The organism is Paenibacillus sp. FSL R7-0331, assembly GCF_000758645.1.
Lineage (GTDB): Bacteria > Bacillota > Bacilli > Paenibacillales > Paenibacillaceae > Paenibacillus_AQ > Paenibacillus_AQ camerounensis.
Window position 1 is genome coordinate 2,757,163 of sequence record NZ_CP009284.1, and the last position, 25,040, is coordinate 2,782,202.

The following is a 25,040-nucleotide window of genomic DNA, read 5'->3' on the forward strand; positions in this document are numbered from 1 at the left end:
AATTAGTTATGAAGGTAACCGATTTGAAAATAAATGGAATCTATAATCCGGTGGGGTATTCATTCGAAAGCCTGAAATGCTCATGGAAGGTCAGGGATTCTTATGCCGGCAGTGCAAAGAGAAGCAAAATTGAAGTAAGCACCAGTCCGGGTATGAGCCCTGTTCTGTATGGTAAAGAAGGAGCGGACTTAGATTCAACAGGAGAAGCCTTGGACCTGCAGTGTCAGCCCATGACCAGGTATTACTACAGAGTAGAGGTTGAAACCGATCAGGCTGAGCTGTCGGTAAGTGAAATTAGCTATTTTGAAACCGGGAAACTTGGTGAGGCGTGGATAGCTGACTGGATCGGTACACAAGAGGCAGATACGTTCCATCCGCTTTTCCGTAAAGGGTTTGGTCTGGCATCGGAATCTCCGGTAGCAACCGCAAGATTGTATATAACGGGCCTTGGTTTATACGAAGCTTATATTAACGGCCGAAAGGCAGGGAATGAGCTTCTGGCCCCGCTGTATAGTGATTACAATACGGAAATTCAGGTTCAGACCTATGATGTGACGGATTTACTCTCGGAGAATAACACTATTGAAATTATGCTGGGGAACGGATGGTACAAGGGCCGCTTTGGTTTAGGGAATCTGAAGGAGAACTTCGGAAGTGTCTTTGCTTGTATTGCCGAGCTGCATATTACACACCAAAGCGGCGAGAAGCACATTATACAGACAGATGAAAGCTGGCGGTATAAGGGCTCTGATATAGAATTAAGCGATATTTACGATGGCGAAATCTTAAACCGTCTGCTCTGGTCCGAAGAAGAAAATCCTGAAAAACCGGTACGTATCCTTAGCCTTGACAAAAAAAAGCTGGTGAGCCGTTATAGCATACCAGTCATAGTAAAAGAGGAGCGGTATCCGCAAAGTATAATCCATACACCGGCCAGAGAAACGGTACTGGACATGGGGCAGAATTTTTCAGGCCTCATTTCATTCCATAATACATTTCCGAAGGGAACAAAGCTGATTTTTGATTTCGGTGAAATTTTACAGAACGGCAGCTTTTACAACGATAATTACCGCAGTGCCAAAACTCAGTTTGTTTATATCTCGGACGGTACTTCTGAGTATGTGAGTCCCCGCTTCACCTTCTTCGGATTCCGGTACGTTAGGGTAACCGGCTGGCTTGGAGAATTGGCGGTAACCGATATTGCAGGTAAGGTAATCTTTTCTGATCTGGAGCAGAGCGGATTTATCCAGACATCGAATGAGAAGATTAACCGTCTCTTTGAAAATGCGCTGTGGGGACAAAAGTCCAACTTTATTGATTTTCCGACAGACTGCCCGCAGCGTGATGAGCGGCTGGCTTGGACCGGAGATGCACAGGTTTTTGCAAGAACCGCTTCCTATAATATGGATACACGGGCTTTTTATCATAAATTTATGCATGATTTAAGAACAGAGCAGCAAAAACATAACGGCATTATTTCGATATACATTCCAGTATTGGGTGAGCCTTTGGGCTGCAGCGTGTGGGGAGATATCGGAACCTTTTTGCCGATGGTATTATACAAGCAATACGGGGATAAGGAGATGCTGGCGCAATATTTTCCAATGATGAAAGACTGGGTGGATTATATTACCCGGGAGGACACCAAGCGCGGCCGGCAGCATCTGTACAATTTCGGTTCGCAAATAACAGACTGGCTGGCCCAGGACGGCAGATCTCCGCAGAGCTTTAAAGGCGGGACAGATGATTATTTCATCAGCTCCTGCTACTACTATGAATCGACCCGTCTGGTCGCCGAGGCTGCGGCGCTGCTAGGTAAGGATTTACTTACAGAAGAGTACAGCCAAATGGCGGAAAAGATCAGAGCAGCCATTCTTGCAGAATATTTCACTTCATCGGGCCGTTTAAGCATTGATACGCAGACCGGCTATCTGGTCGCTTTGAATTTCGGGATTTATCCTGATAAAACGAAGCTCCTGGAGGGGCTGCGGGAGAGATTCTACAAGGATTGCCACAAGCTGACAGGCGGATTTGTTGGTGCGCCGGTCATGTGCAGAGTACTGGCTGAGAACGGAATGGAGGAGGAAGCACTCGATTTTCTGCTCCAGGAAGAATATCCGAGCTGGCTGTATTGTGTGAATTTGGGGGCAACTACCATTTGGGAGCGCTGGAACTCAGTGTTGCCTGACGGTACAATCAGCGGCACGATGATGAATTCACTTAATCATTACGCGTATGGATCGGTGATTGAGTATTTATACCGGAACCTGGGGGGAATCGATCCGCTTGAGCCCGGATTTAAAAAGGTCCGCTTTGCACCTCAAATCAACCGGAAATTCAAATCGTTTCAAGTTGTTTATGATTCAGTCAGCGGAACGTATGCGTTGGAATGGAAGATTAAAGATGACGGGACCGTGCAGATCCGTTTTGAGGTTCCTTTTGCCTGTAGGGCCGAAGTAGTGTTGCCGCAGTATGATGGAGAAACGTTTAATCTGGAGCCGGGAGTTCATGAATTAACCTATCGGCCTTTAACGGATTACCGGAAGCTATTCACAATGAACAGCCGTCTGGAAGAGATGGTGAAGAATGAACAGGCACTAGAAGTATTACAGCGTAAATTACCGGGGATTTTTCATTTTCTCTCGCTGGATGATATCGACGGAAAAACGCATTCATTGAATACACTTGTAAAGATGGACTTCTTCGGTATTACGCAGCAGGATATTGAATCAGCCGCCGCAGAAATACTGGAAATCCAGGACTAGGAGAAGCGGATGATACATTACTATACTTCAGAGCAAATATCGCAGCACGTGATAAGGATAACGAGCCTGTCGCAGGAATTCATGTATCTAATTGAGGGGGAGCATGAAGCAGTACTTGTAGATACCTGTCTTGGTGTGGGTAACCTGAGGGCATTTGTTGAACATCTAACTTCTAAGCCGGTTACGGTTATCCTGACACACGGGCATGTTGATCATGCAATGGGCGCTCCGGCATTCGACAAGGTCTATATGAGCCCGTTAGATAACCTTATCTATACAGAGCACCAGGAGTTGAAGGTAAGGCAGGAGTATATGGAAATGACCCTGGGGCCGGCTATGCCTGACTTAAATGAGCTTGAATTTGTTCTGCCTCAGCCGCCGGACTTTCTGGAACTGAAGGAGGGGGACCGCTTCGATCTCGGAGGCATCCATCTTGGGATCTTTTCAGCTGGCGGTCATACCCCGGGTACGATGGCTATTCTGATTGAAGAGGAGCGGACGTTGATACTTGGTGATGCCTGCAACTACTCTACTTTTCTGTTTGATGAGCATTCTTATACTGTAGAGAAGTACAAGGAATCACTGGAAAATCTGGCCCGTAATGTTGACGGTAAGTTTGATCGGGTATACTTATGTCATCTAGCAGGTGAAGCTTCCGGCGATATGCTGGAGGGGGTTATCAAGCTGTGCGGTGATATTATGAACAGGCAAACGGATGATGTTCCGTTCACATTTATGGATTATACATGCTGTATAGCTAAGGCAGTAGATCAGCACTTTATGAGAGTTGACGGTGGCATTGGTAATATAATTTATAGTGTTAATCAAATATTTGAGCACCAGATGGGACGCTTAAACGGCTAGTGACAGTAATATAAGAAACCCGGGAGAACACGCCTCTCCCGGGTTTCTTTATAGGTTCAGTAATGCAATTTTCATCAGAAAAAGGTGTAGTCGTGCAAGCAGGAATAATTAGAAATTACGTAATGTTCAATTTGTACTACTGAAAATGATCTTTTTTACTAACTCTATTCTGTAATTCTCCTCTACAATGAGAGTATTATTTTACCGGGAGGTATTTACACAATGATTAATGGCACAGGAAGAAGCAAAGTACAGTTTGACGGGGAATGGAGCTTTTATAAAGGGGATATCCGGATTCCCTATGCAGTTAAGGCCGGAATGACAGGCGGTATTACGGATGCCAGCACCCGCAAGGATGGGGAATGGCTGGATATCGCATTCAACGATAAAGGAATGGGTGAGCAGCAGCTGGACTGGTCTTCTGTCAGCATCCCGCATGACTGGTGTGTGGAGCAGCAGTATGTCCAGGATGAGCATCTGGGAGCCAGGGACGGGAGCCACGGGTATTTGCCGGGCGGAATCGGGTTTTACCGCAAGGGGTTTGACCTGCCGGCAGAGGCTGCGGGCAGCAAATGGCTGATCCGTTTCGACGGCGTATCCGGCACCAGCACGGTATGGGTGAATGGCCATCTGATCGGCAGTCACCATGGGGGATACATCGGATTCAGCTATGATCTGTCGGACGTGCTCCGTTACGGGGATGAGGGCAGTAATGTCATTGTTGTCAAAGTGGATGCGACGGAATGCGAGGGCTGGTGGTACGAGGGCTGCGGCATCTACCGGCATGTCTGGCTGGAGAATATGGATCTGCTGCATGTGGCGGAATATGGGACGTACATAACCACACCTGAGGTTGCCAAAGAACAGGCGACGGTTAATATTAACACCCGTATCCGCAATAACTATACTGATGGACTGCAGGTATCGCTGCAGACCGTGATTTATGACGGCTCCGGGCAACAGGTCTGTGCCGGGACGGCAGATACCTATGCCGAGTGGTACGCCGAGACGGAGCTTGCGCAGAGCTTCGTGGTGGAGCAGCCTAATCTCTGGGGACCTGATTCGCCGTATTTATACAGGGCAGAATCGGTAATCATCCATGAAGGAAAAGAGCTGGACCGGTATGAGACAGTGTTCGGTATCCGCAGCATCCGTTTTGATGCGGAGGAGGGCTTCTTCCTGAACGGTGAGCCGCTGGTCATCAAAGGGACATGCAATCATCAGGATTTTGCCGGAGTTGGCGTAGCCTTGCCAGATAGCCTGATAGAATATAAGCTTAAGCTTCTGCAGGAGATGGGCTCCAATGCTTACCGCAGTGCACATCATCCGCCAACCCCGGAGCTGCTGGATATCTGCGACCGGATCGGAATGCTGGTGATGGATGAGAACCGCAAGCTGGACAGCAGCCCGAACGGGATTAGCCAGCTGGAACGGCTGCTCTACCGTGACCGCAACCATCCAAGCGTCATTATCTGGAGCATGGAGAATGAAGAGGTGCTGGAAGGCACCGTCACAGGCGCCCGGATACTCAAAACACTGGCGGACACAACCCGGCGCATTGATCCGACACGCCCGACCTGTGCGGCAATGAACCACGGCTGGAACGAGAACGGCTACAATGATGCGGTTGAAATTACCGGCTATAATTATGGACACCGCGATCATCTCGATATCCGTGACCATGAGCAATACCCGGGCCGCCTGATGATTGGCAGTGAATGTGCCAGCTTCACAGCAACCAGAGGCATTTATGAAGATGATCCGGTTAGAGGCTATTGCTCCGAATATGGTACGAACATTCCTTCATGGGGCTGCACACCGCAGCAGGCCTGGAGAGATTTGGTGAACAACCGCTTTTTGACCGGTGTCTTCATGTGGACCGGATTTGATTACCGTGGAGAACCGACTCCATACCTGTGGCCGTGTATTAACTCTCATTTCGGTCTGATGGATACTTGCGGATTCCCGAAAGACAGCTATTATTATATGCAGGCTGTGTGGACGGAGAAGCCGATGGTTCATCTGCTGCCGCACTGGAATTGGCCGGGCTCGGAGGGTAAGCCTGTCGAGGTTCGTGTGTTCTCCAATACCGGCACTGTAGAGCTGTATCTGAACGGCAGAAGCCTGGGAGAACAGCAGGTGGACAGAAACGGATATTTGACCTGGAACGTGATCTACGAGCCGGGACAGCTGGAAGCTGTCGGGAAACACGGCGGACAGGAAGTAGCGAGGAAGTCTGTCGTTACAGCCGGCCAGCCTTATCAGATTCAATTAATTCCTGACCGGCATGAAGCACGGGCGGACGGAACGGATACGATTCCGGTCCGCGTTGCTGTACTGGACAAGGATGGTAATATTGTGCCGGCAGCCGATAACGAAATTCGTTTTGAGGTTACTGGTGCAGGCTCCTTGCTGGGTGTTGGCAACGGTAATCCGAGCAGCCATGAGCCGGACAAGTCGTCCCTGCGCCGTGCCTTTAACGGATGGTGTCTGGCGCTGGTTCAGGCCTCCGGCGATGCAGGCTCTGTTATGCTGCGTGCTGAATCCTTAGGACTTGCTCCTGCAGAGCTGATGCTGCAGACCGTAACTGGAGATCATATAGAAGGTTAAAGAATTTCACACAGAGGATGGCCCCTAACAATGCGCAGGTTAACGAAATACATGCCTTTCACCTACAAAATGATGATTCCCTATTTGCTTCTGGTTCTAATGACGGATGTATTCATTGGTTATATCTCTTACTCCATGCTGACCGATTCGCGGACAGAGATGGCAGAGACCAATGTCAGAACCGGGATGGAGCAGGCCAGAAACAATATAAGGTATCAGATGGATGAGATACAGAGGATGTCCGATAACCTGTTCGCGAGCCAGCCCTTTCAGCGCGCCATTGAGCTGAAGGGGACTCCGTTCGAGAATTACCTGACGCTGATCGATGATATTCTGCCCCAGCTGACTGCACCGCTGCAGCTGTTCGGGAATCAGATCCGATTCATGCTCTATACACCAGACAATATTTACAATGTAGTCCCCGGAGATAACCTCGATGAGCCGATAGTAGACAGTGATTACTATATCCTCCCCTTGGAGGATATCACCGGCGAGGAATGGTTTCAGTCTCTCCAGGACTCCAAGCGGGATAATATATGGCTGCAGATTGATACGGATCAGAAGCTCAACAATATCTCGCATGTCCGCAGGCTGATCAGCTTCAGTGATAACAAAACGATGGTTGGCTTTATACGGATTACTGTTAAGCTGGAGGATTTATTCGGCGGCTTCGAGACCTTCCCTGTAGAAGAGGGAATTACGCTGCGCTTGATGGACAGGGCTGCCGGTACGGCTATATTTCAACGCGGAACAGCTGATTACGATGCCGGACGCGATAAATTTCTGAGTCTGCATGAGCAGATTCCGGGCAGTGATCTGGTTATTGAAACCCTTGTTCCGCAAAAGTATCTGACACAGGATGCCGGGAGGCTGCGGATGGTGATTCTGGCTGCCTGTACGCTCAGCTTTGTAGTCATGACCCTGATCGGATTTGTAGTAGCGCGTATTTCAGGCCGCAAGATGAGCCGGATCGTTGGACTGGTGCGTGCCTTCCAGGAGGGTAATTTTCAGAAACGGATCCGCTTCTCGGGAAACGATGAATTTGTACAGATTGCTGATTCCTTTAATGATATGGCGGCTAACATCCAGGAGCTTATAAACAGGGTTTATGTGCAGGAGGTTTCGAAAAAACAAGCCGAGCTCGAAGCCCTGCAGGCACAGATTAATCCGCATTTTCTGTATAACACGCTTTCCACTATAGGCAGTCTTGCTAATCTTGGGGAGATTGGAAAGGTTACGCAGATGGTTGAGGGCTTATCACATTTCTACCGGCTGACGCTGAACCAGGGCAATGTGTACATTGAATTAAAGAAGGAAATGGAGCAGGTGGAGACCTACCTTGACATCCAGCGGGTCAAATATGCCGATACATTCAACCTGTACGTTGATGTTGACGAAGAGATTATGCATATGCAGGTCATTAAGCTGCTGCTGCAGCCATTTGTAGAGAATGTATTCAAGCATGCCTGGTTTGGGAAAACGATCTCCATTCGTCTGACCGGCCGGCGGGTTGGCGATAATATTGAGCTGAAGGTTATCGACAACGGTGTTGGCATGCGGCCTGAAGACGTCAGGAAAATGATGGACGGGCACAGCCAGACAGGCGGTTACGGAGTCAAAAATGTGAATGAGCGCATTAAGCTCAGATACGGGGACGAATATGGTGTGACCATTGCAAGCATATACGGGGCGGGAACCACCGTTCAGCTCCTGCTTCCGGCAGGGCATACAGATCGTGCAGAGATTGAGGAGCAGTCCCGTCGATGAAAAGTGTGGTGAATTAGAAGCATCAGGAGGAATTCAAAGTGAGGAGTATCAGTGTACTGCTGGTTGACGATGAAGCCGTTGATCTGGAATGGCTGCGGCGCAGAGTCTTGTCCAGCGGATTTGATATTGAAGTAGCAGGTACAGCAAATAACGGCTTTGATGCCCTTGAAATGCTGGAGCAGGAGCGTGTTGACATCATTCTGTCGGATATCCGGATGCCGATTATGACCGGGACGGAATTTGCCAGAAGAGCCAAGACAATCCATCCTAAAGTGAAAATCGTATTTATCAGCGGCCATGAGGATTTCAGCTATGCCAAGGAAGCCATTCAGATCAGTGCCTCGGGTTATTTGCTTAAGCCTGTCAAGGATAAGGATTTGTATGAAATGCTGGGGGACTTGTGCCATTCTATTGAACAGGAGCGGGAGCAGAACCGGTCCTTAAACGAAGCCCTCTCACTTATTAACAAGGAGCTCATCCTGCGCTGGTTCGATGAAGATTCACCGGAGCCTGCTGAGCCGCAGCTGCATGCTGCCCTGATTCCGCTGTTAGTAAGCGGGGCAACGGCAGCTGTTATAGAAATCGATGATCTGGAATGGAAAATGCAGGATGTCTCCGAAGACAATGCTCGCATGATGATTCGTCAGACACAGCAGCTGATTAGAGCCGTGCTTGAGGAGAACAAGAGCGGAACGATGATTATCGGGTCCGGTCACAGATTCATTATTCTGTGCAGCCTTCCCCAGGAGGCATTTCTGCAATTAATGGAGGTGCTGATCCGGAGAACGGCAGAGTCCTCCATCTGTACAATAACAGTTGGCGCCGGCCGGTATGCCCGGAATGAAGCAGAGCTGCATGCATCCTATAAGCAGGCACAGGCTGCTCTTAGCGCCAAATGGCTGCTGGGCAAAAACCGGCTGATCCGCGATACAATGGAGCCTGTACCAAGCGGGACGCCTGGCGCTGATATGGACCAGACTTTGGACCTTCTGCTTGAGGCTATCATCCAGTATGATCTGGTGGCCATTGATGATCATCTACTCAAGCTCATGATGAACGCAGGTAAAAAGGATGTCTATGATCTGATTATCCGGATCACCTCGAAGCTCCATGCGGATCTGCAGCAGCAGAACGAGAATCTGTACGAGCTGCTGCAGTGGGAATCCCATCAGCCGGAGATTCTGTTCCAGTTCGAGACGATCCATGATATTCTGTCCTGGATGAGACGGAGATTCTTTGAATTGTCAGAACTGCTGTATGTCAAACGCCAGCGCCAGAAGCGCAAGCTGATTGATGAGATCATTAAGTATGTGGAAGATAATCTTGAGCAGAAAATCACCCTGAAGGAAGCGGCAGTCCAGTTTAACTTTACACCGAATTATTTAGGGTATTTATTCAAGGAAGACTATGGAATTCCGTTTATAGACTACGTAAAGGAACGGAAAATGAGCCGGGTATTCGAGCTGCTCAAGGATCCTACCCTTATGATCTATGAGATTGCCGAGCGGATGGGCTATAAAAACCTGATTTATTTTAACAGGCAATTTAAACAGACAACCGGTATGACGCCGGGAGAGTACCGCAAGAAGCATAAAGTATAGCCAATAAAACGTTGTTCCGGACCGATTATCGTCCTGGGCAGCGTTTTTTGTTTTTCGGGGTATACTTTTTCTAAATTATCGTTGGAAAAGTATTAGTATTTGTTGGCCTGCTCAATCCACAAGCAATGATTGCTTATTTATAATCAATACATAGAGATATTGAGTAGTGGAGAGGGGATTGGAGATGAAACAGAACAAATATGGATTCTGGCATAAGGTTAAAAAGAATAGAACCTTGCTGCTTATGCTAACTCCGGCAGTCTTGTTCTTCCTGGTATTCGCCTACGTGCCAATGGCCGGGATTGTACTTGCGTTCAAGCAGTACAACTATAGCGGAGGTATATTTCACAGCCCATGGAACGGGCTGGATAACTTCAGATTTTTCTTCGGGTCCGGTGACGCCTGGCGTGTAACCCGGAACACAGCACTGTATAATATTGCTTTTATTATCATCAATAATGTGCTGCAGATTTTTGCCGGTATTCTGCTGTTTGAGGTTGCGGGGAAATGGTTCCGCAAAATTACACAAACCATACTGTTCCTGCCATATTTCATTTCCTGGGTAGTGGTTGGAGCGATTGCCTATAATTTGTTTAACTTTGATGTGGGTACACTTAACGTACTGCTGAAAGGGCTTGGCATGCAGCCTATTGATATTTATAACACTGCATCCTACTGGCCGGTTATCCTGATTGTGGTCTCTGCCTGGAAGGCGCTGGGTTATGGTACGATCATGTATCTTGCCGCCATTACAAGCATTGATACTGAAATGTATGAAGCGGCACAGATTGACGGTGCGAACATCTTCCAGCGTATCATGAAAATTACCGTTCCGAATCTGATTCCTACTGTAATCATTCTGGTGCTTCTGGCGATAGGTAACATCTTCCGCGGGGACTTCGGTATGTTCTATAACATGGTGGGGAATAACGGTCTGCTCTTCTCCAATACGGATGTTATTGATACGTTCGTATTCCGCTCCCTGACCACATCCAATGAGATCGGGATGTCCGCTGCAGCCGGTTTCTATCAATCCCTGCTGGGCTTCGCGACAATTATGTTCGCCAATTACGCCGTTCGCAAATACGATAAAGACCGTGCTCTATTCTAAACAAAGGAGGCAGCTTAATGAGTTCAACTACTGTAAACGGCGATATGAAAAAAGTGCGCAAGCATGCTGATATCGATAAAATAACCCTCTCCATCATTGGATATGTTACACTAACCATTCTTGCAATATTCTGCATCGTGCCGTTCCTGCTCGTCATTTCCGCTTCGCTTAGTGATGAGAGTTCCATTATTGAGAAGGGATTCCAGATCATTCCGTCAACCTTCTCTACTGAAGCCTACAGGCTGCTCTTTGAATTCCCTGGTGAAATGCTCCGTGCATATGGCGTGACCATTTCCGTCACTTTGATTGGTACTATAATCGGATTATTCCTGACTGCCATGACTGCCTATGTGCTGTCCCGGAGAGATTTTGAATGGCGGAACCGCTTCTCATTCTATTTCTTCTTCACTACCCTGTTCAGCGGCGGCTTAGTTCCTTCTTACCTGCTGATCATCAACTTCCTGCAGCTCAAGGACACGCTGCTGGTCTTGATTCTGCCGATGCTGATGAATGTATTTTATATTATCGTCATGAAATCGTTCATGAGCAGCATCCCTGATGCGATCACGGAATCCGCTAAAATTGACGGAGCCGGCGACTTCCGCATTTTCATGCAGCTGATTATTCCTTTGTCTAAGCCTGCACTTGCTACAATTGGCCTTTTCATTGCCCTGGCTTACTGGAATGACTGGTATAACGCGCTGCTCTATATTTCCAAGTCCGAATTAATGCCGCTTCAGTACTATCTATATAAAATGCTGGGTAATATGGACGGTATGCGTAAAGCCATGATGTCTTCTGGTGCGGTTGTGAATTCGGATCTGCCAACGGAGAGCTTGAAGATGGCTATGACGATTGTAGCTACAGGCCCGATTCTGCTTGCTTATCCGTTCATCCAGAAATATTTTGTACAAGGCCTCACCATTGGTGCTGTCAAAGGATAATTCCGGGGTGACCCGGTTATCAATATATTTTTCAAATCACAACTTCCTGAGGGGGAATACATGTCATGATGAACAAGAAAAAGAAACTCACTGTCACATTGGCAACAATGATGACACTCGGAACAATACTAAGTGCATGTGGAGGCGGCAATAATGCCGCTAACACAGCTGGAGAAGCAACGAATGGCGGCGGAAATGCTGCTAATTCGGCTGCTGACTCCGGTGCTCCTGATACGTCCAAAGAAGTTAAGCTCAAAATGATTCTGGTCGGCGGCCAGCCGGGTGATTATGATAAGGTATTTGGTGAGCTGAATACTAAATTGAAAGAAAAAATCAATGCTACTGTAGAAACAGAGTTTCTTGACTGGTCCGACTGGACGCAGAAATACCCGCTGAAATTTGCCGCCAATGAGGATTTCGACCTCGTGTACACGGCTAACTGGGCTTTCTATAACGATCAGGCACTTAAAGGCGGCTTCCTGGAGCTGACAGAGGACATGCTGTCCAAGTATATGCCGCAGACCTGGGCAAACATGCCAAAGGTTAACTGGGAGCAGGCTAAGGTAGACGGTAAGATCTTTATGGTTCCAAACAACAATGTTGAGGTTACCGATAAAGTAGTGTTATACCGTGAAGATCTGCGCAAGAAATACAATCTTCCGGAAATCAACAGTCCTGAGACTTATGCTAATTACTTGAAAACGGTTGCTAAGGATGAACAAGCTGTAACGGCTTTCGGAGCAAAACCTGCTGATGGCTGGAAGTTCCATGAACTGGACCAGCTGCTGCTGGAACAGAACAACGACTTCAACCTGGTAGATGCCAACCTGATGCCTTTGGCTTACAAGCTTGACGATGCATCCGGCCAAATCTTTAACATCTATGATACGCCTGAGTTCACTGAATTGCTCAAATACTACAAAGATCTTGCTGACAATGGTGCATGGTCGAAAAACGTAGTCAGCAACAAAAACGATGTATGGCAGGATGTTAAGGCGGGTAAGATTTCCTCCTACGCCCACAATCTGGGTACTGTTGCCGCCAACCTTACTGAAATGCGCCGTGATAAACCTGATGTAGAGCTGGCAATTGCAGATCTGACACCTGACAAAAAGAAAATTGCTGCAATCGCAACACAGAACGGTATGTCCATTCATGCAACGGCGAAGAATCCGGAACGTGCCCTGATGCTGATTGATTTACTGCAGAATGATAAAGAAATTCATGACTTGACTATGTACGGTATCGCTGGTACCCACTACAATCCGGAAGGTGACGATAAGTTCACTGCAGGACCGGCAGCAGCTAACTACACAGGCTTCTCGAACTGGGGCTGGAATTCCCCGCTGAACCGTCAGGATGCAGCTTACCCTAAGGAAGCTGACGATATGTTCAATGACTGGCAGGCTAACGTCTTCCACTTCCCGCTGGAAACCTTTGTCTTCGATACGGCAAATGTAAAAAATGAAGTAGCTAATATCGGTAATGTAATGCTGCGTTATGCGATTCCATTGGAATACGGCTTGATCGAAGATCTTGAAAAAGGTCAGGCAGATCTGATCAAACAGCTGAAATCGGCTGGTATTGATAAGGTTCAGGCTGAAGTGCAGACGCAGGTAGATGCCTTCCTGGCTGCTCAAGGACAATAATCAGACTAATGTTAAAGGGCTGCTCCAAAGCTTGACTTTGGAACAGCCCTTACATACAAACAGGATCAGGCCCCGCTATCGTGTAGCCGGTCAGTCTGACTCTTGAACTGCTGCTTATCAAATTATCGGGAGGTTGTTGTGTGAAGAACAGCAAAAGGATTATGGCTATCATACTGCTCATCTCATTGGCACTATCAAGCATATTTACCGGCTTACCAGGGAAAGCAGAGGCTTCAGCTGCTCCGGGGTCCTTCTCCAAAGGCACTGACGTCAGCTGGCTGCCGCAATTAGAGGCGCTTGGGTATAAATTCTTTAACGACAACGGGGAAGAACAGGATCTGTTGCTTATTTTAAAGGATCATGGCATTGATTCCATCCGTATCAGAGCCTGGGTTAATCCTTCGGATGATCCGTCCAACGGGCATAATAGTACAGAAGAGGTTGTAGCTTTAGCTTCTCGTGTAAGCGCTCTCGGATTTCGGGTGATGATTGATTTCCACTATAGTGACAGCTGGGCGGACCCGGGGAAGCAGGTCACGCCTGCGGCATGGGCTGACGCAGATCTGGAGCAGCTGAAAATCCATGTATCCGAATATACTACCGGTGTTATGAAAGCGCTACAAGATGCGGGTGTTACCCCGGAGTGGGTGCAGATCGGCAACGAGATCAATAACGGTATGCTGCATCCGCTGGGCAGCTACAGTAATATAACCAATCTGGTTCAGCTGCTTCAGGCCGGCTCAAGTGCAGCCAAAGCCGTTTTTCCTGATATCAAAGTGATTATTCACCGGGCAAACGGAGCGGAGGCGGGTGTTGACTCTTATTATGCCGGTCTTGTAGCGGCCGGTCTTAAGGATAGCGATTACGATATCATCGGGTTATCTTATTATCCTGAAGCTACCTTTACCTCCTCCATAGATGAATTAAGCGAGAATATGAATAAGCTTGAACAGAATTACGGCAAGGAAGTTATGATTGTCGAAGTTGGAGGGAATGTCTCCGAGGATGTTGATAGCGTTCACAACATGCTTGTCGCTGTACAGGATAAACTGCATAATGTACCAAACCAGAGAGGAACCGGCATATTCTACTGGGAGCCTACAGGGATAATGTTCGATTATCCGTTATCCGCATGGAATAAAGACGGCAGCCCGACCATTGCTATGGATGCTTTTATTGAGGGAGCCGCTCCAATTAACCGTTATCCGCTTCAAACCATCACCTTTGATCAGCCTGAAACGGTGATAGAGGTCGGCGGGAATGGTGCTTTAACGCCAATCTTCACTCCAGAGAATGCAACCTACAAAGGCGTAAAATTCACCAGCTCTCAGCCTGACATTGTCAAAGTCGATCTTTACAAGGGAACACTCTCCGGGATTTCTGCCGGAACAGCAACAGTAACTGCGGTTACCTATGACGGCGGATTTACAGCTACAAGCGAGGTTAAGGTTATTCCAAGCACAAGCCTGATTCAGAACCCCGGGTTCGAGGACGGTCTGAACTCGTGGACCCTTACCGGAGATGAAAGTGCGGTAACCATCGAAAATGATGTGTATACCGGTTCTTCGGCCTTACACTATTACAGTCCAACACCGGCTGAATTCAAGATTTCCCAGACCCTCACCGGGCTGGAAAACGGAACGTATACTTTATCAGCCTGGGTCTCCGGCGGCGGCGGTGAAGCGATTTCGGAGATTTTTGCCGGAGATGTTGTGCAGAGCTTCACTAATACCGGATGGAAGGAATGGAGCAACCCCGCTATTAAGGATATTGAGGTTACAGATGGTACGCTGACTGTCGGAGCCCATTATAAGCTCGCCGACGGACAATGGGGCAACCTTGATCATTTTGAGCTGAAAGAGAAGGATAATACGGAGTACATTTCGATTACTAATCCAAGCTTTGAAATGGTTAAGGAAGACGGTACACCTGAAGGCTGGACCCTTCCTGATACTTCAGCGCTGACTGAAGGCACTGGTTATACGGGTGAAAAGTCGCTTGGGTTCTGGAAGGAAACTGCGTTTACCTTTGAAGCCTATCAGGAGCTCACTGGCTTAGCGAACGGGACCTACAAGCTGTCAGCCTGGTCGCAGGGTGCCGGAGATGAAATCAATAATGACCTGTACGCTGCGGCGGGCGGTCAGACTCCATTAACAGCCGGCTTCAAGAATAAGGGCTGGAACAAGTGGAACCAGGCGGTTGTAGACAACATTAAAGTCACCGATGGAACAATGAAAATAGGGGTTTCCTTGGAGGCAAAAGCCGGGAACTGGGGCTCTTATGATGACTTTGTTCTGATTAAAGTCAGTGATGAGCCGGGGACAGAGCCAGGAACGAATCCAGGAACAGATCCAGGTACAGATCCAGGAACGCAGCCAGGAACGAACCCAGGTACAGATCCAGGAACGCAGCCAGGCACATCGCCGGATGCTCAGGTTCCCCCAGTCAGCACTCCGGCAGCAGAGCCGGTTGCTTCTGTTGCAGACAATACTAATGTATACAGTCTCACTATCCAGGCGGCAGCGAATGCTGACAAAGAAGGACTAACAGCCAAGCTGGATACTAATGTAATAAACAGTCTGCTGCAAAAAGTTAAAGCGTCTCAGGCAGCCGGTCAAAAAACGGTAATTGAAATCAAGCTTGATGGCGCAGCGAACGGACAGATCGTTCAATTAGCTGTTCCAAAGGAAGCGCTCAAGCTGCTGGCGGATCATACGGAAACAGCATTCAGGCTGAATACCGGCGGAGCTGCAATTACCTTTGACCATCAATCAATTCTGGCTATGAGCAGTGCAGCAGCAGATACCGAGATCAGCGTTAACAGGCTCGCTGCATCAGGCTTCCCGCAAAATGTACGGAGCGTAATCGGGGACAATTCCGTATACGGCTTCACTGTAAAGTCAGCCAATACTGATATCACACAATTTAACGGGGGCAAGGTGACAATCAGTCTGCCATATGCTCCGCGAGCGGGTGAACAGACTAACGCAATTGTTGCCTACTATATTGATCAGGCAGGAAGCCTGACCCCTGTCAGAGGCGGTTATGAGGCTTCGGCAGGAATGGTGAAGCTTCAGACAAGCCATTTATCGCAATATGCTGCGGGATACAATGCAGTGACCTTCAGCGATGTCAGCTCCGGGCAATGGTACAGTGATGCAGTCGGTTATATGGCTGCGAGAGGCATTGCAAATGGGATAGGCGGACATGCGTTTGCCCCTGAGAGTGACGTAACACGTGCTGATTTCCTCATGATGATTATGAAAGCTTACGGGATCGAAGCAAACATGACTGGGACAGTTCCTTTTGCGGATGCGGCAAATAAATACTATTCCGGCTATGTAAGTACTGCGCGGCAGCTGGGATTGGTATCCGGTACCGGGGATAACCGGTTTGAACCGGAAGCAGCTATAACCCGGCAGGACATGTCCGTTATTTTCTACAACATTCTGAAGCAGCTTAATGAGCTGCCCGCCGGGGAGACCGGCCAGAGCTATGAAAGCTTTGCAGATACAGCCGCTGTATCCGGTTATGCACAAGCTGCCATGAAAGCATTGGTGGAAGCCGGATTGCTGAACGGCGATGGAGCCCAACTGGCTCCTGCCGGCTATGCTACCCGGGCGCAGGCGGCACAAATCGTATACAATGCGATTAAATAAGCGGCAGCATGGTTTAAGCCGTATATCAAATGTAAGCTGAATTATCCAGCCATCCGGGCCTAATGCGCCGGATGGTTCTTTTATGTGTAATTTTTCAGGGCTTCAAGAGTATAATCATAGATTCTGTTCAGTAAACAATAATCAAAGAAAATCATATCTTTTCAAAGTATCCACAGCAGCCCAAATGTAATATAATACTAGCCTAGCTCATAGTTTTGTGTGCTCAGGGAGGTCTATATGATCAGGCTGTTAATTGTAGAGGATGAAAATAGAACCCGGGAGCTGCTGCGGAATTACATCCCCTGGGAAGAGCTTGGGATCGGCGAGGCCCGGACAGCACGTAACGGCCTTGCCGCGCTTGAGCTGACGTCAACTTGGACGCCGGATATTATTCTTTGTGATGTGCGGATGCCTAAGCTTAACGGCATTGAATTCAGCAAGAGATACAGGGAGAAGAATCCGCGCTGTAAGATCATTTTTCTGAGCGGATTCTCGGATAAGGAATACTTAAAATCAGCCATATTTTTGAAAGCGTTAACATATCTGGAAAAGCCGATTATTCTTGAAGAGGTACAGGCGGCGGTTGAAGCAGCCGTCAAGCTGTGTGCAGAGGAGCAGAGGAAACATACGGAGGAGCTTCAGCTGCAGGCTGAAGTCGACAGAAGCCTGCCCTTTCTCAGACAGGAGATGGTCCGTAAGCTGATTACAAGCCCGGACTCTCCCCATGTCAGACCGGCGCTGGGCAGCAGTGAAACCTTCCTGCTACCGCTTCAAGGACCTTATACGGTGCTGGCCGCAGAGCTGTACTGGAATCCTGCAGACCTTCCGGAGGACCCGCTTCCGGTACAGGATTCGCTGCTGGATGCCATTAACCGGGAGCCGCAGATGCTGGCTTGGCGTGCCATAGCAGGCTTTGATTCCGGTAACCGTCTGGTGCTTATTGTCCCCGGGGAATACCGCAGCTCCTACCGGGAAGGAAGGGACACTGCGGAGAATCTGGGGGATGTGCTGCTGCGGCTTGCCGGACCGGCAATAGAACTGAAGATTGGCGTCGGCGAGCCGGCAGCTTCCCTATTGGATATTCCAGCTGCGTACAAGCTGGCTGCAGATGCCTGTATGCTGCAATACTACTATAATCAGACCAAGCTTGTCTTTGCGGATGCACTGGGCAGGCATGAGCCGCTTGATACGAACCGGGAAGAAGTCCGCCTGATGCGCGGGCAGGTGCAAAAAGGAGAGATCGAAGCTGCAAAGGTCACTTTGCGCCGGTGGACACAATATGCCGGCTCCCGGATGGATCTGGATATTCTGCGTTTAAAGGATTCATACTTTCAATTTCTGCTTACCATTCTGGAATGTGCTGCCCAGTTAGGGGTTGCCGAGCCGGCGGAGGACGCAGAGCGGAGATATATGTGGAAGGAGCTTGACCGCGTATCTAGTCTTACGGGACTGGAGCGATATGTACTGACTTTTTTGGAGCTGCTTCAGGAGCAGCCGGACGGTGAGCAGGCTGCAGGTGCGGGGAAGATGCGTGAGATTATCCGGTTTATCCACTCCCATCTTCACGAAAAAGGGTTTACAATCAGGTCAATTGCCGACCATGTTCAATTAAGCGAGACCTACTTATGCGCTTTCTTTAAGAAGCAGCGAGGTCAGACGGTCAAGGAATTCATCACCGAAACTAAAATGAACAAAGCAAGAGAACGGCTGCGTGAGCCTAATGTGAAGCTGCTTGAGATTGCGCTGGACCTCGGATTTACAGACGCCAATTATTTCACTACCTTTTTCAAGCGCTGTGAAGGCTGTACACCGAGTGAATACAGGGAGCGTGCTATGAAATGAAGAAGAGACTCCGGTTCACCAATCTCAGCATCCGCTACAAGCTTTTTACAACCTATCTGCTCGTTATTGCAATCCCGTTCCTGCTGCTCCTGTTCATTCATTTAAATCTCACCCAGCAGGAGAACAAGGAAGCGGCAGTTCATTCCTCGCGTAAAATGCTCGACGAAACCAAATCCTATCTCGAATACAAGTCACAGGCTATCAATGAGGTGCTTAATTTTATTGCCTTCAACCCGCTGCTGCAGACCAGTGTCTCGGCTGATTCCCGGCAGTTTGAAGATGTTAACCATTGGCATATGGAGGCGCTGCGGCTATCCCGGCTCGTCAATCAGTTCCGGTATAATGAAGACATTATCTCCATTCAGGTCTATATGAAAGACGGACTAGCCGGCGCCACAGAAAATTCAGATTTTCTGAATATGAGAAACTACATGCGGACGCCATGGCTTCTTCGTTTCGCAGCTGCGAATGCCGCTTTTACGTGGGTTCCATCAACTGAAATAGATGCAGATTCAGGCAGTGCCGAGCTGTCCATACTGCGCAAAATCCCTAATGCCAACAATATAAGAGAATTTGACGGCATTGTCCGTGCGAGAGTCCAGGGGGATGCGATGCAGTCTGTTTTGGATCATGCCATTTTAACCCCGGGGACCTCAGCGCTTTTGTTCAATGAACAGGGACAAATAATCAGCCGGGCTGATTCAGGCCGCAGTCTGGATTATCCGGTTCTGGAGATCGGTGAGCTGCTCTCAGCCGGAGAGGAAACGGGCTATTATGACGAAAATTATTCTTTTAACGGGCAACGCCATATCCTGGGGTTACAGCATATACCCAATACATCGATGACAGTCGCGCTGTTTGTGCCTTACAAGGATATTCTGGAATCCAGCATCAAAGCGCGCAACCGGATCATCTCGATCTTTCTGCTGGTCATTCCGCTGATGCTTCCGCTCTCTTTTTTTGTATCAGCTTCAGCAACCCGGCGGATCAGGCAGCTGATCCTGCATGTCCGTAAGGTTAAAAACGGCAAGTTTCAGCTGGCTCCGCTTCCGGCGAGTGAAGATGAAATCGGTGAGCTTACCCGTAATTTCAATATGATGGTTAACAATATGACCGGCTTGATTGAAGAGACGTATTCACTCGGCAGGGAAGTAAAGAACAAAGAATTAAACGCGCTGCAGGCGCAGATCAATCCACATTTCCTGTACAATACGCTTGATTTGATCAATGTAATGGCCATAGAATCAGGTTCCCGGGAGATCAAGCGTGTCGTAGATGAGCTTGCCGTATTTTATAAGCTCAGTCTAAGTAACGGTAAGGAGTATGTGACACTGGAAAGTGAGCTGCAGCATATTGAGGCTTATGTACGGATTCAGAATATGCGTTTTGGTAACGGAATTGTGCTGGAGCTTGAAGTACCGCGTGATCTGTTTGACTGCGAGCTGCCCAAAATCGTCCTCCAGCCGCTGGTGGAGAATGCCATTCTTCACGGAATTATGGAAAAGGAGGATGAAGCGGGTAAGATCAGAGTTACTGCAGCAGCCGACAAAGGTGATGTTATTATTGAATTAATAGATGATGGAATAGGTATGGACGCGTCAGCCCTGGCCACAATTTTCCTGGAGAAAAGCGGCGGTGTGAGTAAGGGCGGAGGCTACGGGGTGCGCAATATTGAAGAACGGCTGAAACTGTCTTACGGAATATCATACGGAATTACATTTGCGAGTACTCCGGGAATTGGGACCCGTGTGTCGATGCGTGTTCCAGACCGCAGAACAGGAACCTCTTCTGCATGAAATACAATACCAAGATTACAGTGTGTTACAGCATGGGGGGGGACATCATTGAGGAGGGTCATATTCGGCAGTATGTCGGTGCTGATACTGGCAGCCGTTGTACTGCTCTGGCAGTCTGTTGTATCCAGGCAGGTTAATATGCAGGCAGGGGAAAACATCCTGGATTCAGCTTCAGGCAATACGGACAAGAATGAGGTAAAGCTGACCGGATACCTGATCGGTGAAGCACCGGAAGGATTACCGGAGGTCCTGCGTGCACTTAATGACAAATTGAAGCAGGATATCAATGCCACACTGGAGCTGAATTACATCGCCTGGGACGAGCTTGCCTCCAAATATTCTTTGCTGCTTGAATCCGGAGAGAATATCGACTTCATATTTGCTGCCGACTGGTCCTTTTACACTACTGAAGCGGCAAGAGGAGCTTTTATGCCGCTTAGTAAGGAGCTTCTCCGCACCTATATGCCGCGTCATATGGCGCTAATGCCGGATGAGGCGTGGCAGGCGACTCTTGTGAACGGGCAGTCCTTTATTATTCCTACGGCTGTACAGGAACGAAAGATCAATCTGGCATTATTCCGCAAGGATGTAATGGCAAAAGCCGGGCTCAGTACAATCACAGCCTTTTCGGAGATTGAACCTTATCTGGCAGAAATTAAAAAAAGCTATCCGGACATGATCCCGCTTAACCTGGATTCGCAATTTGACCTGTCGACACCCTACGGCTATCTGCTGGCGGAGCAGATAGGCTGGCCGGGTGCTCCTTTTGATTCGGGAGATCCGTCCGCGCAAGGCATAGTGGGTGACATGGACCGTCCTTCATCCGAACTGTGGTCTATGGTCGAGGAGCCGATGCTCAGTATCCAAAAAAAGGCAGCGCATATTATGAAGGACTGGTACGACAAAGGGTACGTGAACCGAAATCCTTTTGCCAATCAGGTGCGGTCCAAACAGAATTTTTGTTACGGTAAATCAGGTATAGCCTTCGGCAACTCGAATGACCTTGCACAAGTATTTACGCTTTGTAAGGAGAAAGGAATTGAGGTGTATCCGTACCCGATGCTGTATCCCTCCGGTACAACCAGCCAATCCTCGTGGCTTAATAACGGGGTCTCCATAAGTGCGAACTCCAGGCATCCCGAGCGTGCGCTGCTGGCTCTTGATCTGATTATGCAGGAGCCCTCCTATGCTTATTTGGCTTACTATGGAATAGAAGGACGGAATTATATCATGCTGAGCGACGGCAGGATCGGTCTGCCGGAAGGGGTAAGCGCCGAGAGTAATACCTATCCGCCCGATGCATCCGGCTTCTGGTTCGTGAATAAGGAATTCCTCCCGCCGATGGCTGAATGGACAGATAGCTACACGGAGATGAGGGGTAGAATCGACAGCTATCTGAAGCCGGTGACTTATCTGGGCTTCCTGTTTAATTCAGGAAACGTTAAAACCGAAATTGCCAATCTGAAAAGCATCTCGATCGAGTACGCCCAGCCGATCTATATTGGAGCGGTGGAGGATGTGGATGCCGCCTTTACCAGACTCTCCGGACTGCTGAAGGCGGCAGGCATCGACAAGGTGAAGGCTGAGGTAGAGCAGCAGGCGGCGGCCTTTTTGCGGGGGGAACATTAGGTTTTAAAAGAAAATCATAGCTTTACTTACTACATCCGGGAGAACGATGCCTTATATAATGGTTGCGAATCAGCATAATCCATTTTGAGGAAGGATGTATGTACATGAAAAAGGGCAGGCTGTTCATCATGTTTCAATGGGCATTGGTTGTTCTGGTTACCGCATTTGCCTTCGGGCCGCTTCCGGCCAAGGCTGCAGCTGGAACGATTACCAACGACGTATTCTGGAAGGATACGGCGGGCAATCCGATTTATTCACAGGGAGGCAACATACTGAAGGTAGGCAATACGTATTACTGGTATGGCGTGAAATACAACGGGGCAGTTACTTACTACAACAATCCAAGCGGCAAAAATAGTGATACGGGCTTTGCCGCTGTTACCTGCTATTCCTCAACCGACTTGGTAAACTGGACGTTCCGCGGCAATGTTATTACAGCTGGTGCCGAAGGGACAACCTGGGACCCGGACTGGCTGGGCAGGCTGGGTGTCGTTTATAATACCAACACTCAAAAGTATGTATTAATTACCCAGTATGCCGGGCCTGAGGGTAGCGGTGTAGCCTTTGCCACCAGCAGCACCCCGACCGGAACGTTTGCCTTCCATCATGTCCAGACCTCTATCACCAATGTGGTTAACAATCTTCCCGGAGACCAGTCCACCTTTGTTGATGATAACGGAAAAGCGTACCTGGTCTTCAGTAATGCCAACGGGCGGTCGCGTACCTATGTGTCAGAGCTGCGGGCTTCCGACTATCTGAATATTGAACCGGCAACCCAGGTGTTTCAGAGCACGTCAGGGGGACGAGAAGGCAATGCAATGTTCAAATACAACGGCAGATATTACATCGCATCCTCGGACCTGCACGGCTGGAATGCCTCTCACGCGTATGTCATTTCGTCTACCAGTATAACCGGACCGTATTCGGCGGAGTCTATCATGACCAATTCAGAAAAGGATTATTCCCACGTGTCGCAGACCGGCTTTTTCATCCATGTACAAGGAAGCGCCGGTACGACCATTCTGTTCGCCGGTGACCGCTGGAGTGACTTTGCCGGCAACGGGCTTGGCTATAACCAGTGGATGCCGTTGTCCTTTAACGGTACGGAGCCAGTGCTAAACTCTCTGAGTAAATTCAATCTGGACGCAGCGGCCGGTACCTGGAGTGTTGCCGCAGGGAACAACTATATTATGAATCCTAGCTACGAAGCTGACCGGATTACGCTTAATACTTTAACAGGCTGGTCCAACTGGAAAAATACCACGGCTGATCCCAACTCCAATATCTCGCCCGGACGTACCGGACGTTATTCAATGACACAGTATAGTGATACTGCTTACAGTGCCAGCATGTACCAGAATGTATCCGGCCTGCCTAACGGAACTTATACCTTGAAGGCCTGGGTCAAGAGCGGCGGAGGCCAGCAGGTGGCCCAGATTTTCGTCAAAAATTATGGCGGGTCCGAGAAAAATGCGGCGGTTAACAGTGTGATGAACAACTGGACCGAGATTACAATTCCCAACATTGCAGTAACGAGCGGCAGCGCACAAATCGGCATATACAGTGTTGCGAATGCTGGCAACTGGCTGCGTGTGGATGACTGGTCATTAACGAAAAATTGAATATTCGAAGTGAAGCAGCCGGCGGAGCGTGATACCGCCGGCTGCTTTTTTGCGTGCGGAATGCTTCATCACCTTAAGATTTCGAAGGTTATCGTAGCTTTGGCCCGTTACTGGCGGAGGGGCTGCTCTTTTACAATAAAAGAGGAGAGAGGCTAACAGAAACTAGACGGAAGGTGATCAATGTGAACATGAAAACCCGGCCAAGAACAGGAGCGGGAACACTGGCGGGACAAAAGCCGGGAAGCATGCCAAAAGGGGGCTGGTTCAAGGATATCCGCTCCCATTGGGTGCTGTATCTGATGTTTGCTCCCATCGCAGTATATTTTATTATCTTTGCCTATATCCCGATGGCCGGCATTGTAATGGCGTTTCAGTCCTATACCGTGAAGGGCGGAATCTTTGGCAGTCCGTGGGTGGGCCTGGATAACTTCAGCTATTTTTTTCAGTCCGGCAAGGCCTGGCTTGTAACACGGAACACGATTATTTATAATTTGGCTTTTTTAACCTGCTACACGGTTTTCTCAATCCTTGCAGCAGTCGTCATCTCGGAAATCAGGCAGAAATGGTTCAAGAAGCTGTCCCAGACCTTAATGTTTCTGCCGTATTTTATATCGTGGGTAACCGTGTCTGCCTTCGTCTACAATTTCCTGAATTATGAATACGGCATCGTTAACCGGATCTTTGCCTCCTTTCAGCTGGATGCGATTGATATTTATTCGACGACCTGGTACTGGTATCTCATTCTTCCGTTCCTGTATGTATGGAAATGGGTCGGCTATGGCAGTGTGCTGTATCTGGCGGCCATTGTCGGAATCGACCAGGAAATCTATGAAGCAGCCACAATTGACGGTGCGACAAAATTCCAGAAAATAACGAGGATCACCCTGCCGCTGCTGAAGCCGACCATGATTATTCTTCTGCTGCTCGGACTGGGCCGGATCATGCGCGGTGAGTTCGATATGTTCTATCAGTTAATCGGTAACAACGGGCTGCTGATGGACGCTACAGATATTATTGACACGCTGGCCTTCCGCTCGCTGATGGGTACAGCTGATTTCGGAATGGCTTCCTCGGTCGGGTTCTACCAATCCGTGCTGACGCTGATCATTATCCTTGGTGCCAACTGGATGGTACGCAGATACGATAAAGACCAGGCCTTGTTCTAACCCTATTATCTTAAA

14 protein-coding genes are annotated in these 25,040 nt (G+C 48.7%); all 14 read left to right on the top strand.

What is annotated here, in order from left to right; translation table 11 throughout:
- The first annotated feature begins 8 nt into the window (after nucleotides 1-8).
- The 14 genes from R70331_RS11315 (at nucleotide 9) to R70331_RS11380 (ending at nucleotide 25,025) form a co-directional block, all read left to right on the top strand.
- Nucleotides 9-2,765: an alpha-L-rhamnosidase gene (locus R70331_RS11315; RefSeq protein ID WP_042175453.1), complete on the top strand. Its 2,757-nt coding sequence runs from the start codon at nucleotides 9-11 to the stop codon at nucleotides 2,763-2,765.
- Between the two features lie 9 nt (nucleotides 2,766-2,774).
- Entirely contained in the window at nucleotides 2,775-3,629 is an 855-nt protein-coding gene (locus R70331_RS11320) for an MBL fold metallo-hydrolase (RefSeq protein WP_042175456.1), read from the top strand.
- A 222-nt stretch (nucleotides 3,630-3,851) separates the two neighbouring features.
- The gene (gene galA, locus R70331_RS11325; RefSeq protein WP_042175458.1) at nucleotides 3,852-6,239 is read left to right on the top strand and encodes a beta-galactosidase GalA; all 2,388 of its coding nucleotides are present in this window, start codon (nucleotides 3,852-3,854) and stop codon (nucleotides 6,237-6,239) included.
- A gap of 30 nt (nucleotides 6,240-6,269) precedes the next feature.
- On the top strand, nucleotides 6,270-8,006 hold the full coding sequence (locus R70331_RS11330; RefSeq protein WP_042175460.1) for a sensor histidine kinase: 1,737 nt from the start codon (nucleotides 6,270-6,272) through the stop codon (nucleotides 8,004-8,006).
- Between the two features lie 38 nt (nucleotides 8,007-8,044).
- The gene (locus R70331_RS11335) at nucleotides 8,045-9,607 is read left to right on the top strand and encodes a response regulator (RefSeq protein ID WP_042175462.1); all 1,563 of its coding nucleotides are present in this window, start codon (nucleotides 8,045-8,047) and stop codon (nucleotides 9,605-9,607) included.
- A gap of 184 nt (nucleotides 9,608-9,791) precedes the next feature.
- The gene (locus R70331_RS11340; protein WP_042175463.1) at nucleotides 9,792-10,718 is read left to right on the top strand and encodes an ABC transporter permease; all 927 of its coding nucleotides are present in this window, start codon (nucleotides 9,792-9,794) and stop codon (nucleotides 10,716-10,718) included.
- 17 nt (nucleotides 10,719-10,735) lie between these two features.
- Nucleotides 10,736-11,662 (top strand): carbohydrate ABC transporter permease, encoded by a 927-nt coding sequence (locus tag R70331_RS11345; protein ID WP_042175465.1) that lies wholly within the window; start codon nucleotides 10,736-10,738, stop codon nucleotides 11,660-11,662.
- 65 nt (nucleotides 11,663-11,727) lie between these two features.
- The gene (locus tag R70331_RS11350) at nucleotides 11,728-13,311 is read left to right on the top strand and encodes a DUF3502 domain-containing protein (protein WP_052419022.1); all 1,584 of its coding nucleotides are present in this window, start codon (nucleotides 11,728-11,730) and stop codon (nucleotides 13,309-13,311) included.
- 140 nt (nucleotides 13,312-13,451) lie between these two features.
- Entirely contained in the window at nucleotides 13,452-16,970 is a 3,519-nt protein-coding gene (locus R70331_RS31060) for a glycosyl hydrolase 53 family protein (protein ID WP_081947583.1), read from the top strand.
- A 237-nt stretch (nucleotides 16,971-17,207) separates the two neighbouring features.
- Complete coding sequence (locus R70331_RS11360; protein ID WP_231576450.1) at nucleotides 17,208-18,812, top strand: response regulator; 1,605 nt, start codon at nucleotides 17,208-17,210, stop codon at nucleotides 18,810-18,812.
- Nucleotides 18,809-20,608: a cache domain-containing sensor histidine kinase gene (locus tag R70331_RS11365; RefSeq protein ID WP_042175468.1), complete on the top strand. Its 1,800-nt coding sequence runs from the start codon at nucleotides 18,809-18,811 to the stop codon at nucleotides 20,606-20,608. Before R70331_RS11360 ends, R70331_RS11365 begins: the two co-directional genes overlap by 4 nt.
- 48 nt (nucleotides 20,609-20,656) lie before the next feature.
- Nucleotides 20,657-22,237, top strand: coding sequence for an ABC transporter substrate-binding protein (locus R70331_RS11370; RefSeq protein WP_231576451.1), 1,581 nt, complete (start codon nucleotides 20,657-20,659; stop codon nucleotides 22,235-22,237).
- 104 nt (nucleotides 22,238-22,341) lie between these two features.
- Nucleotides 22,342-23,859 (top strand): family 43 glycosylhydrolase, encoded by a 1,518-nt coding sequence (locus tag R70331_RS11375; protein WP_156131109.1) that lies wholly within the window; start codon nucleotides 22,342-22,344, stop codon nucleotides 23,857-23,859.
- A 245-nt stretch (nucleotides 23,860-24,104) separates the two neighbouring features.
- The gene (locus tag R70331_RS11380; RefSeq protein ID WP_042182524.1) at nucleotides 24,105-25,025 is read left to right on the top strand and encodes an ABC transporter permease; all 921 of its coding nucleotides are present in this window, start codon (nucleotides 24,105-24,107) and stop codon (nucleotides 25,023-25,025) included.
- Nucleotides 25,026-25,040 lie beyond the last annotated feature (15 nt).

Excerpts from the sequence above, each read along its gene's own strand:
- R70331_RS11315 (WP_042175453.1), top strand. The coding sequence starts at position 9 with ATGAAGGTAACCGATTTGAAAATAAATGGAATCTATAATCCGGTGGGG.
- R70331_RS11320 (WP_042175456.1), top strand. The coding sequence starts at position 2,775 with ATGATACATTACTATACTTCAGAGCAAATATCGCAGCACGTGATAAGG.
- galA (WP_042175458.1), top strand. The coding sequence starts at position 3,852 with ATGATTAATGGCACAGGAAGAAGCAAAGTACAGTTTGACGGGGAATGG.
- R70331_RS11330 (WP_042175460.1), top strand. The coding sequence starts at position 6,270 with ATGCGCAGGTTAACGAAATACATGCCTTTCACCTACAAAATGATGATT.
- R70331_RS11340 (WP_042175463.1), top strand. The coding sequence starts at position 9,792 with ATGAAACAGAACAAATATGGATTCTGGCATAAGGTTAAAAAGAATAGA.
- R70331_RS11345 (WP_042175465.1), top strand. The coding sequence starts at position 10,736 with ATGAGTTCAACTACTGTAAACGGCGATATGAAAAAAGTGCGCAAGCAT.
- R70331_RS11350 (WP_052419022.1), top strand. The coding sequence starts at position 11,728 with ATGATGAACAAGAAAAAGAAACTCACTGTCACATTGGCAACAATGATG.
- R70331_RS11360 (WP_231576450.1), top strand. The coding sequence starts at position 17,208 with ATGATCAGGCTGTTAATTGTAGAGGATGAAAATAGAACCCGGGAGCTG.
- R70331_RS11365 (WP_042175468.1), top strand. The coding sequence starts at position 18,809 with ATGAAGAAGAGACTCCGGTTCACCAATCTCAGCATCCGCTACAAGCTT.
- R70331_RS11375 (WP_156131109.1), top strand. The coding sequence starts at position 22,342 with ATGAAAAAGGGCAGGCTGTTCATCATGTTTCAATGGGCATTGGTTGTT.
- R70331_RS11380 (WP_042182524.1), top strand. The coding sequence starts at position 24,105 with ATGCCAAAAGGGGGCTGGTTCAAGGATATCCGCTCCCATTGGGTGCTG.